This is a genomic window from Dyella acidisoli, assembly GCF_030160295.1.
GTDB lineage: Bacteria > Pseudomonadota > Gammaproteobacteria > Xanthomonadales > Rhodanobacteraceae > Dyella_B > Dyella_B acidisoli.
Genome location: NZ_BSOB01000005.1, coordinates 83,885 through 97,241, shown reverse-complemented (window position 1 = coordinate 97,241; position 13,357 = coordinate 83,885). Strand labels below are relative to the sequence as shown.

The window sequence follows — 13,357 nt, the reverse complement described above, 5'->3', positions numbered from 1 at the left end:
GCCAAGAGAGAACATCGCCGATGAAGAAATCACAGGGCAATGGCGCGAAAAACGATCATGGCAACGTTGACCATGCTGCACGCCGCCGCTTCCTGAAGATGACCGGCACGATGGCAGCGTTGCTGCCTTTGTTGAGCGCGCCCGGATTCGCCGTCACAACTATCCCTGTACAAAATCCAAGACGGACACGCGCACCTTCGATGCGCGGCCCCACGTTGTGGTACCCCGCACCCGCTTCTGAATCGAATGTCATCCAGGAAGCGACGCCGATCGGCAACGCGCGCATGGGGGCCTTGATTGGCGGTCATCCAGCAAAGGACTTCCTGTATCTCACTGATAACTCCATGTGGCTCGGCGGACCGAACAATGCCCTCGATGCTGATGGGCAATTCAGTTACGAGGTGAAGGATTTCGGCAGCTTTACCATGCTTGCCAAGCTTTTCCTTGAAGTGAGTGGCCATGAGCTGTCGGGTATTAGCGACTACCGGCGGGAATTGGATCTCGCCAATGGCTATGTGCGGATTGCCTATCGCAAGGATGGAATCCGTTATCTGCGCGAGATATTTGCCAGCCATCCGGACGATGTCATCGTCGTACATCTCTCACAGAGCGGTGGCGGCACCTTGTCGGGTACCATCGACTTGCAGGGAACACACGGAGAAACCACCCAGTTTGCGCAACAGGCAGCGAGCAGTCACTTCAGTGGTGCACTCGATAACGGCTTGAAATATGCCGCCAGCGTAAAAGCCATCAGCCGGTCCGGCTCCGTATCCGTCGAGAACGGCAGCTTGCACTTTACCGGCTGTGACGCACTGACCATCCTGTGCTGCGGCGGCACCAACTACACCCCGGATGTAACGAAAGGCTACCTGGATCATTCACTCGATCCGCTGACGCTGGTGAAGCAGAAGCTTGAGGCGGCAGCTTCATTGACCGCGGATGTTCTTCTACATACCCACATCGCCGACTACGCCGCACTGTACGACACCATGCAGGTCAACCTTGGCGCATCGACGCCGGAACAACGCGGATGGGATACGTGGACACGTCTGCAGGCACGCGCAAAACCCGGTGCCGCTGCAGACCCTGAGCTGGAAGCGGCATACCTGCAGTTCGGGCGCTACCTGACGATCGCCGGGTCGCGCGACAGATTACCCACTACCTTGCAGGGACTGTGGCTCAACAACAATGCGCCCGACTGGATGAGCGACTATCACACCGATATCAACATCCAGATGAACTACTGGCTGCCAGACCGCGCCGGACTGTCCGCCTGCTTCGATGCACTGACGAATTACTGCCTGTCGCAGCACAAATCCTGGACCGCGATAACCCAGCAGCATTTCAATGATCCAAGCAACGGTTTTCGCAATAGCTCCGGCAAACTGGCTGGATGGACGGTAGCCATCTCCACCAATATTTTTGGCGGCAATGGTTGGTGGTGGCATCCTGCCGGCAACGCCTGGCTATGCAACAGCCTCTGGCAGCACTACCAATACACGCTTCAACACGATTACCTCGTGCGCATCTACCCTCTTCTCAAAGGCGCATGCGAGTTCTGGGAAGCACGCTTGCTCACGCTGCGTGTCACCGATCACGCCAGCGGACTTGAGCGTGAAGTGTTGATTGACGACAGCGACTGGTCCCCGGAGCAAGGCCCAAAGAATGCAAAGGGCATCACCTACGCCCAGGAACTGGTGTGGGATCTGTTCAACAACTACCGGCAAGCAGCCGCCATCCTGGGTGTGGACGCGCACTACAGTTCGATCATTGGCGGATTGCAAGCAAAGCTTTATCTACCGGAGGTCAGTAGTGAAAACGGTTGGCTGGAAGAATGGATGTCGCCCCAGAATCTGGGAGAAACCAAGCATCGTCATCTATCGCCGCTGATCGGATTTTTTCCGGGAGACCGCATCACCGTAGACAACAGCCCGGCATCCTTAATGGATGGCGTTACGCGCCTGCTCGACGCACGCGGCATGACCAGCTATGGCTGGGCGTGTGCGTGGCGGGCGATATGTTGGGCACGCCTGAAGCATGGCGAACGCGCCTATCAACTGATACTCAACAATCTTGCGCCTTGGCAGATTCGCGGCAATGGCACCGCCATGAACCTGTTCGATATTTATCAGATGACGCCTCATTCGGGCATATTCCAGATCGACGCCAACTTCGGAACGCCGACGGCCATGCTGGAAATGCTGCTGTATTCCCGGCCAGGTTCGATAGAGCTTCTCCCTGCCCTGCCGAAAGCTTGGGCAGCAAGCGGTGAAGTCACCGGCATAGGCGCACGCAACGGCTTCGTGGTGGACATGCGTTGGCAGGATGGCGAGATCACGAGCGTTACGGTGCGCAGCATCGGTGGCACCCGGACACAGTTGAAGTTCGGCAAGCATGCTCGGGACATTGCACTGCAATCCGGGCAATCCATAACGATTACTCCGGGCTCTGATCGACGTCTCACAGGATAAGAAGCAGGCCTTTATGTCGACGATGTCGGAACCACATAAAAGAACACAGCCAGAAACTGCAGCACGCTTCCCGCCAGCACAAAGGCATGCCACACCGAATGGTGATACGGCAGCTTGCGCCACAGATAGAACGGCACCCCCAACGTATAGGCCACGCCGCCCGCAAGCAGGAACACCATGCCCCCGGCCTGCAGATGCGCCAGCAACGGCTTGAAGGCAATCATGCCAATCCATCCCATCGCCACGTACAGCAGCACCGCAAAACGCCGGTAGCGATTGAACATGCCCAGCTCCAAGGCACTGCCAAGCAAGGCAAGGGTCCACACCATGCCGAATAGGCTCCAGCCCCACACGCCACGCAATGCGATGAGGGTAAACGGCGTGTAAGTGCCTGCAATCAGCAGAAAGATCGCAATGTGATCAAGCGTACGCAGCCATCGCCGAGCCGATTCAATGCGAATGGCGTGATAAAGCGTGGACGCCGTATAGAGCGCGATCAGCGACACGCCGTAGACCGCACTGGCCAGGACATCGCTTGGGCGACCTGCCGCCGCGCTATGCATAACCAGTACCGCCAGCCCGGCAACGCTCAACAAAATGCCAATGCCGTGGATCACGCTGCTGGCGAGTTCGTCGCCGAAACCGTAGCGCGGAAGCGCCACCCCGTTTGCTGCAGACATGCTGACCACTCCAAGGACGAAGTCAGCACGTTACCTCTTCCGAAGCCATTTGCCCAATTCGAAATCGACATTAGTGCTCGATGATGAATGCGCCTGACGCAAGCCATCGTCGAGGCAACGGTACGCCATGCAGGCAAAGGGGAAATCCATTTCCGTTTTAAACTGATTCCTCAAGAACAACCGGGTGACCGGACAACGAATGAACGTTACTGCTTCGTCAATTCGACGCGGCGGTTCTTGGCGCGCCCTTCCTCGATGCGGCTGTCAGCAATCGGCGCCTCCTGCCCAAAGTCACGTGCCGTCAGGCGCGATGCGTCAATGCCCTGCTTGACGACCGCCTGCATCACGGCCTTGGCGCGCTGGAGAGAGAGTGCTTTGTTGGCAGCGGGCGAGCCGACATTGTCGGTATGGCCATCAACCGAAATCTTGAGGTTGGGATTGGCCTTCAGCAGCGCCACGATCTGTGCGACCACTGGCTCACCTTCGGGCTTGATCTCGGATTTGTTAGTTTAGAAATTGATGTACAAGGCGACGAAACCCACCTTGTTGATCGTTTGATACAGCGCGTCTGCCAAGATCAGCTGCTGACCCGCCTGCGGTTCGATGAACGTCAGCGAATAGTAGTGCGCATGGTTGCCTTCGGGCTGTACGCAAGTCGCGGCACTTCGAATCTCGCCAAGTTTGTTACTCCCACCCTTTGAGCACTCGGCGGCAGTCTATCCCGCGATCGCCAAGCACCGGAGACGACCGGTAGCGGCACGACACGAGGAAGAACGGCATGAAAAATATAGCTGTGTGGGGCTTCAGCTGGGTACCACCCTTTGCCCAGGGTCTGGTGCGCGATCTGCGCGTACGCTGGGCGCTTGAGGAGGCGGGGCTTGCCTACGAGAGCAAGTGGGTCGACGCCAGTGAGCGGAACTCCGAGGACTACCGGCGCAAGCATCCTTTTGGAATGGTGCCCGCGCTCGACACCGACGGCGGAACCCTGATCGAATCAGGCGCCATCGTTCATGCCATCGCCGAGCAGTGCGAAGCGCTCATGCCGCCCGACCTGCGCAACGAGACGCTCGCCTGGATGTTCGCCGCGCTCAACACTGTCGAACCACCGCTCTGGAATCTATTCGCGATTGACCGGCTGCACGGCGATGAGGCTTGGACGACGCTGCGCCGTCCCGGCGCGGTCGACCAAGCGAAGGCTCGGTTGGCTGCGCTTTCTGCGTGCCTCGAAGGCCGTGACTACTTGCTTGGGCGCTTCACGGCCGCTGATATCTTGATGGCGACCGTGCTTAGGTTCGTGCGGCATACGGATCTGGTGGCGGAGTTCTCGCCGCTCAATGACTACCTCAAGCGTTGCGAGGCGCGGCCGGCACTCCAGGCTGCCTTGCGCAACCAGTCGGCAGGTTACCTGCGCAACGCCCCGGCCGCCGCCTGAGTTCGAAGCGCTTAGGCTGGGATGGCCATCCCAGCCTAAGCGCTAATCAGGTTCAGGCACGCCAACCACTGGAGCGTTGTATGACGACTGAGTCCTGTGATTTTTGCGAAGAAAAGGCTTTTCGACGAAGCGGTAAGAAAGATACCCGGCAGTCAATGCAAGAACGAGAGATATCGCCATTCCAAGCCAGAATCGATGTGTAATTTCATTAATAACGATTTGCTGGATCGGGAATCCGTAAATATACACACCGTACGAAATGTCGAATTTCCCGTTTATCAGCTTTTCGCTGAATGACTCTCCGATAGTCGCAACAGCGATGGTAATGCCAAGCGTTCCGAGAACACTGTATTCGAGCTTGCCTGGCATGAGGAACATGCCTGCAAGCCCAAACATCAATAGTAACCACTTGTTCGGATACCAAGTCTCTTTTGTTACGGACAGCAGAGCCCCACCACTAAAGCATATCCCGAACATGCAAAGGTAATTCAGTGGTACGCCGTAAAATGAAAATCCGGTGCCGGTATGCACAAGCGATGCTGTTCCCAGGATCGACCCAGCAAAGAGCGCAAGAATGACCTTCCACGATTGTGAAAAAGACAGCGCGACACCGATTGCGATGTAACAGACACATTCAACGGGCAGCGTCCAGAGACTTCCATTGACCGCGTTTGGATAAATATAGTTTGCAAAAACTCTCGGGATCGCCGGGCCCGAAAATATCGAATATTTCAGGAACGTCACCAACGCAAAGTTGGACGTCAAGTAGTCCCATTTGGGCCCGCTTGTGTAGATAGCGCCCAGAACATAGGTCATCAAGAACGAGCACACCACCATGGCGGGTAACAGACGCCTTAACCGCCGTTTGCTAAATTCAATGAAATTGCCGGAGCGTTTAAAGCTAGCCGGCATAAAGTAGCCGGAGATTGAAAAGAAGATGGCGACTGCAACGAAGCCATAGGTATCCCAAAATGGATAAATAGGCTCCACTTTTCCATGCAGCGCAAATTGATGGCTGTATAGCACGAGCACAGCAGCGAAGTGCCGCATCAGGTCGTAAGAATTCCCCCGATCATTTCCCTGATTTTCCCCTGACACAGATTCCCCTTTTTTTGCTGTTGCGCCAAAGCTCGGTAGGTGCGGCTAGTCTGCAAAAAGGTTGCGTTTTGGGGAGCTCATGTAAAGGCCAACGCATTGGCCTCTCGAGACAAGCACCAGCCCCTAGCCCAACCGATCAGCAGCTTCGACAAAGCGCTTACACCTGGCAACTCACACGGAACAACACCCATGGTTGACACGACACTAGCGAACCCTGAGTCAACCTCAGCGATGTCGAGACAATCAACATCGCCCCGTTTTCAGTGCATAGGCTGGGATGGCAATCACAGCACGTCCATACCTCTTGTTGCTTAGATTGGCATCCCAGCCTACATCCATCCAACTTTGCAAAGGTGTTGATCACGCATCATTAGCGCGCCGAAGCTTCAATACCCTTCTCCCATTTCCGCAACTTGATACGAAAAATCAACAGAAGTACCACCGGAACTACTGACGCCGCTATTAAGATGGCGACCACATTGTTGATAAGTGACTCCTTCGGATCCGCGCCCATACTTATTCTTGGATCTTCGGGTAGATAGTGGACGGAAACTGGAGTGCCTGACTTTATCTGATGGCACTGATCCGAGGTTGCCAATCCTTTATAAGTGGCGCCATTCACGACAAACTGGTAGCTAAATGTCAGGTGCTGATCACACTGCGGTTTAACAACAGAACCTGTTGCTACTTGTGCGTGACTTACCAATTTGTATTGGTTCAACAGATCCGACGCATAGGCCATTAACACAGCCACAGTAATGCCGGCAATGAGGCCAAAGAGAAGCGCATGCTTAATGAGAATTTTAATTAGTGGCATATGCTTTTCCGTCTATAGAAAGTACCTGCGGCCGTTGTGACCACTTGATATCGGTTGAAATCAAATCCCAATCCCTTGGAGAAACCGACTGACCACACCCAAGTCCCATCAGCCTCAGCCCATTGGAAGGAGAGGAAGGCAAAATTCAGCGTTGAGGTATCGAATGGCCCTAGCAATTGCTCCGCGCTATTTGCATTCGTACCCCATATGCCTGCTCCCAACCCGGCAGAAGCGCCAATGGCCATCGTGGAGTATCCGTTGTCGGGGGTATATCCACTCATATCCTGATTTCCGGGCATGTGATAGTCGAAATTGCCCCGACCAGCAAAGCTGCCACTAGCGGTATACCAGCCCGCGTTTAAGCCATTCCCCCAAAAAAGACCTGCACCAGAATTTGCCTGCATCGCGCCGCCATGTACCACACCCGCCTGCGCACTACCCCCTGCATTCAATCCAAATCCACCAAGCCCGGATGGATCAATCAAGTTTATGGGACCACCGTCCACATAGGCATACGTGTTGATCCCGCCACCCAACCCAATCGGATCACTCTCAAGATACCGCCCAACCCAGTAAAAGTAATCCCGATACCCATTGTTCCAAAGGTTCAACTCCGCATCGAAATACTGGCCAGGGAATCCGATGTTCAGGGGCACCGCATTGTTGGTGGCCACCGACCGCGAGAACGGGAAGTTCATCGCACGCCATGCGAGCGCTTGACTGGCGTCTGTCATCGCCTCAGGACGTCCCAGTTGGTCCACATGAATATCTTGCACTTGCCCCGCATGGATGCGACCGATCAGTCGACCGTTGAGCCACAGGTAGTCCACCCACACGCCAGCATCATTCTCGGCGATCAGGTGGTTGCTTTCGTCCGGCGCGAAATAAGTTGTCGTGCCGCTGACCGACTTCATCAATCGCTGCCCTTGCGGATCGATGTAATACGTATTACCAGAATCCGAGGTCATGCGATTGAAGGGATCGAATTGCCATCCGCTTTTTCCATTCGCGGTGGTGGTGTTCCCCACTGCGTCATAGCCGAACGTGACGCCCCCGGCATTGATCATCCTGTTGCTGCCGCCTTCGTAGAAGAGGTTCATGCTGGTGCCGTTGACCGTTTGGGCGATGCGGTTGCCGTTGGCGTCGTATTGATAGCTTTCGTTCTCCGCACCACCCGTTTCTGAGACCAGCCGCGACTGCTCGTCGTAACCAAAGTTCTCCGTCAGAACAGGCGAGATAAAGTCTTGCTTCTTGGCGATGCGATTAGCGTTGTCGTAGTAAATGCCGTAAGTGAGCACCGCCGGCACGTTGGCACCTGTGAACCGGCCGTCGGTGTCGTAATACAAGTGGGTGGTCAGACCATTGCTCCCCACCCAACTCGCCATGTTGCTGTCCTGGGGCTGATAGGTGATCTGGCTGGCTGCGGTCTTCCCTACGCCCCCGATATTCAAGCTGATGGAAGACACCACGCCATTGGTGTAGTTGTAGATGGCCTGATTGCCATCCGGGTAGATCACCGCAGCAACATCCCCTGTTGCGTTGTAACCATAACCCAGCGAATAACTCGCGCCCCCGACGGTGAAGGAGCGATTGCTCACCCAGCCCTCTGGGGTATAGCCATAACCCACGTGACCGCCGGCATTGGCCGCGCTGCACAAGCGACCAAGGCCATTGGCGCAGCTATCGTAAGTGAAGGTTTGAGACTGCCCACCCGCACTGATGCCGGTGGTGCGGCCGATGGCGTCATAGGCATACGTGGTCAGCACACCGTTCGCACGCGTCATGCTGGTGCGGCGACCATTCCCGTCGTAGTTATAGCTTGTGGTGCCGGTATCAGGGCTGGTCTGTTGCCAAAGCTGCCCTAACCCATCGTAGACATAGCCGGTGATGAGACCACGCGGATCGGTGACACTTGTGAGCTGGTTCCCGGCGTCGTGCATGTAGCTGATCGTTGCACTCGCTTGAGCTGTGCTGCCGACCGATGGGCTGGCGCCACCACTCTCGACGGTCCGGGTGGCACGGTCCAACGCATCGTATTGATGGCTGGTCACATGACCGGCTGCATTAGTGACGGATGCCACGTTGCCGTTGCCGTCATAAACGTAAGTGAGCGATTGACCGTGCTGGCCCAAGCGCTGATAAACCCGCCCCAGTCCATCGTAAATGACATTCTGGATCAGGGTGGTGGTGGTGCCGCGAGCGATCGTGTGTTGAGTGACGTCTCCATTGGCGTCGTATTGGAAACTCTCGGTGGAGGTTCCGTCTTTATCGTTATGGGTGATGCTTTTCACCTGCATCACCTGGTCTCGATTCCAGGTGGTGACTTGCCCATCCGGCCCGGACAGACTGGATAGCAAACCGAAACCATCGTAGCCATACGTCCACGTGGCGCTACCGCCGTTGGGATGCGTCGTCTTGGTCCATACCCTGCCACGCGCATCGTAGGTGTAATTCACCGTGTCGCCGTTGGGCCCTGTAACCGCACCAGGCTCACCCAGCCCGTTGTAGTTGCCATAGGACGTCGTCTGACCCAGACCGTTGCTGATGGACGTGACATTGCCCAGGCCATCGTAGCGATAAGTATCGGTATCGCTGCCGTTGGGCGACGGCTTGGTGACCGTCATGGTCTGCACCAGACCATTGCCATACAGCGCGTATTGATAGCTGGTCGTCAGCGTCTGCCCTGCACTGCCGTTCGCAGAAAGATTGGTCACGCTGACGGAGGCGATGCGATTCTGGGCGTTGTAGGTGTACGTTGTCTTGCGGACGCCTTCCACGGTCACGCTAAGCGGCCGGTTCAACGTGGCAGTGGGATCCCACACATAGTCGGTCTTGCGCGCGAGGGATGTGCCAGCCGCTTCTGTTTCGGTTTGCAGTTGCCCGTTGGCTGCGTAGTTGTAGGTATGAACGTTGCCGTTGTTGTCGACCGTCTGAGAGAGGTTGCCGTTGCTGTCGTAAGTTCGAGTGTGAGCGGTGGGGCCACACGTGGTCGTAGCGCCATCGCTGATGGTGCTCAGCAACCCGTTCACGCCTGCATAGGTGTTGGTGGTGACGTGTCCCAGCGGATTGGTCACCGTGGCCACCAGGTGACCAGCACTATCTGTGCTGTAGGCGATCGTGTTTTTGCCACTGCCATCCGCGTAATAAGTGCTGGTGGCCCATCCCCAATAGGGACCGAAATTCGGGGTGCCGTTGTTGACGCTCAAGACAGTCGTATCGTAGGTCGTGTACGCATACGGCGTACCGTTGTAATCCATCTCGCCAAAGATGCCGCCCGACGTTCCCTTGAAGGAAAGCGTGGTTGCAGGACTCCCTGGAAAACTTATCGAACTTACGACATCGTTTAACGTGTAATTGGCTGGGGATTCCGTGCCCGTGTAGTTATAGGCATTGCCGGCAGGATCGATGACCGTGACGGTGGGTGCACCGCCGTTTGCCGAAGGCACGTAGGTAAAGCGGATCGACTGGCCATTGGTATGCGTCACCGATGCCAACAGCCCGCCGCTATAGGTGAAGACCCAGCCGATGCCAGAAGCATCCACGATCAACTGGATGGCACCCGATGATGCATACACCTGCGTGCTGCCGTCGTCATCCCGCAAGGTGTAATTGCCACTGGACGGATCGCGTGTCAGCACTTGCACGCCATTGCCCATGATTGGGTAGGACGTGTTGTTCGCACCACCACTGAAGGCCACCATCGAACCATCCGGGCGATGCAGAGTGACCTGACTGCAATTGGTCACCGTGGCGCCTTCCGCCAAGCTTTGGTAATGGCAGGTGGTATCCAGCATGTAATCGAGATTGCTCGTCCATGGCGCCACGTTGCCGCTGTTGTGATACAGCACGAACTTCAAGCCCATCTCGCCGGGCGTTTGGAATAGCGGAAATGTCTCGATCTTGCTGCCACTGCTCAGCAACACGGGATCTGCCTTTTTATCCCCGCCACCATTCGGGTTCTTCTTGCAATCGGTGCTGGGAGCAGCGCTCTGAGGAGAGAACGGCCGCTTAGGTGAGAAGGCAAGCCCCTTAGCGATCGGAGGAAGAGAGCCGAACGGGTTCTGCGGAGGCGAGTAGGAGAGGCTCGCCGGCCCTCCTGTCGCATCGAATAGATCCATGTAACTCGCGTGCACATAAATCGTGCTTTGATTTTTGGTGTCTTGCGCGGCAACCGTAAGCGGCGCTGCTTGCAACAAAACCATGGCAGCGACTGCCGCGGAAAGAAGTCCTCGATGACGTGCAAACCATGCGCCATTCGAAGCTGACGAATCGGCCTCAGCCGCGGCAATTTTGATGCGTTCCACGCGCATCATTCCCTGATTTCCCCTGGACAAAGACTTCCCCTTTTAGCCGTTGCGTCAAACCTGCATATGTGCGGCTAGTCTCCGGAAAGGCTGTGTTTTGGGAAGCTCCAGTAAAGGCCAACGCAATGGCCTTTCGAGACAAGTATCGATCCCCACCCCGAATGACACTTACTTAGGCGTAGAGGGTTTGCTGACTAACTTAACCAACTGTCCCGTTCGCATGAGTAGATCCATGAAAGTATGCCCTCCCTCACGGCCGTCATTCCCGCGAAAGCGGGAATCCATTTTTACGGATGCATCAGAGCAAAGTGGATTCCCGCTTTCGCGGGAATGACGGCCGGGTGGAAAATTTTTCATCACGACATCGATAAGCACACTTGGCGGGGCGAATAAGAGTTCGAGCTTATCGACATCATCCAAGCTCTTTCGCATGTGCCAAGTAGGCATTCGCCAACGCAGCGAATCACTCGGACCCGACAGATTGCACGATGTATTTCATGCGATGGTGTCATTGTCGAGCGTGATCATCCGCTGTGATGACTGCGACACGCCCGACATGAGTGAAGTAGCGCGGATTGCCTGGGCTTAGGCCCCCAGACAATCCGCTGGCCACCATCAACTTATCTGGAGTCAACAGTGGTTACATCGAATCATACGGCACCCGCACGCTTGCGTGCCCCCGCCAAGGTGCATTTCCCCTACTTCACCGCCGCGCAAACTGCGCGGCGTCGAGCCAAAGTGGGCATTCGTCGAAACGGAAGCAGCTGATTCCGACACAACGAGCAGGATTTTTCCTGAAGCCCTTCACGCCGCGCGCAACACGCGGCGTGACCTAAGCGTGTGGAGAACACCATGAAAGACATGCAAGCCGACCGCTGCGGACCGCAGCTCTATCTATTGTCCAGAGACGGCTACGAAAACCTGAAACACCTGCAGGACATGCTGACCCTGATGGCGCATATCACTTATAACGAGGACAACGCTGCGAACGGCAACGCCATGATGACCATAGGCCGCGCCGAACTCTATTTCATCTTTGAAGCGATCAACACAAAGATTGACGAAGTGCTAGCGCGGTTAGGCGATGAGAATTGGCTTGGATTGCAACGCCAGACGTGGCAGTAACAGAACAAGCGTTTTTCTATTGGCATGAGTTTCCCAACTCATGAACGTTTAATTCGCGCACTACTCATCCGTCAACCCTCCGCGCTGTGCTCGTTACACGAGCCAGAAACTCCGCACTCGTCATTCCAGCGAAAGCTGGAATCCAGTGTCTTTCAGCTCAACGTCGCTGGATCCCAGCTTTCGCTGGGATGACGGTTGTCGTGATTCTGGACATGAGTGCACCCTTGAGTTCAGAGCATTGAGGCTTCAGGCCCTGCATGGCTGGCACTCCCTCCTTGTCAACACGTATCCCCATCCCGGCCGCGCGCACTACAATGCGCGCCCTTTTCTTCTCATACTGGGCGAAGCGGACTTGGACATCATCGTCAACGAAGAACTCAAGGCCTACATTGATCCTCTGACGCCGGAGGAACACGAGTCGTTGGAGCGCAGCCTTCTTGCAGAGGGCTGCCGCGATGCCCTGGTGCTGTGGGGCAACGTATTGGTCGATGGTCACAATCGCTATGGCATTTGCCAGAAGCACGGCCTGCCGTTCCAGACGATGCAAAATCCCCGCTTCCAGTCGATCGAGGATGTGCATTTATGGATGATCGACCAACACCTGGGCCGGCGCAGTGTGTCGGATTTTCAACGTGGCGTTCTGGCCCTGCGCAAGCGCGAGATCCTGGCGCAACGATCCGCCATACAGGCCTCGACACCCCCAGTGCCCACCACCGAGCACGAGGACAAGGACGAGGCAGCTTCCCTCGACGAACCACCCGCTCCTACCCCCCACCCCGCTGAGCGACCACCTAGCCGAGAGGCACTCGCGCGCGAAGCCAAGCTCAGCGGCAATCAAGTAGCCCTGATCGAAAAGATCCAGAAGCAGGCAGCACCTGAAGTCGTCGCTGCCGTGCGCTCGGGCATGATCTCTATCAATGCCGCGGCAGCGGTGTCGAGCCTTCCGGAAGAGGAACAGAGAGAGGCGGCCCTGGCGGGAAGCAAGGAACTGAAGGAAATGGCCAAGCGAGTGCGCGATGCCAAGCGCAAACCACGGGACGTGGCCGCCAAGGAGCCGATCACGCCATCGCCAGTGACAAGCGCCGATGACGACGCAGACGAACTGATCACCCTGCGCAGGCAGGTGGCCGAACTTCGAGAAGAAAACGCGGCGCTGCGCAAGGAGCTGGCCGATTTGCGGGCAGTGTCAGGGTGATTTTGCGTACACAGGAAGTGAACCTAGGCCTGAGGTATCCCAACGTTTTTGAGATAAATAAAGGGAAGGCCTTATTGCCCGAAACGCCCATTTTTTCCTTGTCGTCATTCCGGCGAAGGCCGGAATCCATCGCCAGTACGAAGCATGGATTCCACCTTCGCCGGAATGACGACAAGGTTATTTCCAAGATTTCAGCCAGACTGCCGATTTCATTGGAACCTGTACACAAAAACGT

Annotated in this window: 9 protein-coding genes; 4 read left to right on the top strand and 5 right to left on the bottom strand. The window is 56.2% G+C overall.

The window, feature by feature from the left end; all coding sequences use genetic code 11:
- The first annotated feature begins 20 nt into the window (after positions 1-20).
- Positions 21-2,471 (top strand): glycosyl hydrolase family 95 catalytic domain-containing protein, encoded by a 2,451-nt coding sequence (locus QQJ86_RS02425; protein WP_284319310.1) that lies wholly within the window; start codon positions 21-23, stop codon positions 2,469-2,471.
- 11 nt (positions 2,472-2,482) lie between these two features.
- Here QQJ86_RS02425 and trhA read toward each other — a convergent pair whose 3' ends face one another.
- Together trhA and QQJ86_RS02415 are read right to left on the bottom strand one after the other, a co-directional pair.
- Complete coding sequence (trhA, locus tag QQJ86_RS02420; RefSeq protein ID WP_284319309.1) at positions 2,483-3,151, bottom strand: PAQR family membrane homeostasis protein TrhA; 669 nt, start codon at positions 3,149-3,151, stop codon at positions 2,483-2,485.
- A gap of 206 nt (positions 3,152-3,357) precedes the next feature.
- Positions 3,358-3,645: an OmpA family protein gene (locus tag QQJ86_RS02415; protein WP_284319490.1), complete on the bottom strand. Its 288-nt coding sequence runs from the start codon at positions 3,643-3,645 to the stop codon at positions 3,358-3,360.
- A gap of 284 nt (positions 3,646-3,929) precedes the next feature.
- Here QQJ86_RS02415 and QQJ86_RS02410 point away from each other — a divergent pair, with 284 nt between their 5' ends.
- The gene (locus QQJ86_RS02410) at positions 3,930-4,583 is read left to right on the top strand and encodes a glutathione S-transferase family protein (RefSeq protein ID WP_284319308.1); all 654 of its coding nucleotides are present in this window, start codon (positions 3,930-3,932) and stop codon (positions 4,581-4,583) included.
- A gap of 42 nt (positions 4,584-4,625) precedes the next feature.
- Here QQJ86_RS02410 and QQJ86_RS02405 read toward each other — a convergent pair whose 3' ends face one another.
- The 3 genes from QQJ86_RS02405 to QQJ86_RS02395 form a co-directional block, all read right to left on the bottom strand.
- The gene (locus QQJ86_RS02405) at positions 4,626-5,681 is read right to left on the bottom strand and encodes an acyltransferase family protein (RefSeq protein ID WP_284319307.1); all 1,056 of its coding nucleotides are present in this window, start codon (positions 5,679-5,681) and stop codon (positions 4,626-4,628) included.
- 370 nt (positions 5,682-6,051) lie between these two features.
- The gene (locus QQJ86_RS02400) at positions 6,052-6,498 is read right to left on the bottom strand and encodes a hypothetical protein (protein WP_284319306.1); all 447 of its coding nucleotides are present in this window, start codon (positions 6,496-6,498) and stop codon (positions 6,052-6,054) included.
- Positions 6,489-10,802 (bottom strand): RHS repeat-associated core domain-containing protein, encoded by a 4,314-nt coding sequence (locus QQJ86_RS02395; protein ID WP_284319305.1) that lies wholly within the window; start codon positions 10,800-10,802, stop codon positions 6,489-6,491. The genes QQJ86_RS02400 and QQJ86_RS02395 overlap by 10 nt, the downstream gene beginning before the upstream one ends.
- 852 nt (positions 10,803-11,654) lie before the next feature.
- Here QQJ86_RS02395 and QQJ86_RS02390 point away from each other — a divergent pair.
- Together QQJ86_RS02390 and QQJ86_RS02385 are read left to right on the top strand one after the other, a co-directional pair.
- Positions 11,655-11,927 (top strand): XAC0095 family protein, encoded by a 273-nt coding sequence (locus QQJ86_RS02390; RefSeq protein WP_284319304.1) that lies wholly within the window; start codon positions 11,655-11,657, stop codon positions 11,925-11,927.
- A 334-nt stretch (positions 11,928-12,261) separates the two neighbouring features.
- Positions 12,262-13,122, top strand: coding sequence for a plasmid replication/partition related protein (locus QQJ86_RS02385; protein WP_423372981.1), 861 nt, complete (start codon positions 12,262-12,264; stop codon positions 13,120-13,122).
- Positions 13,123-13,357: the final 235 nt, after the last annotated feature.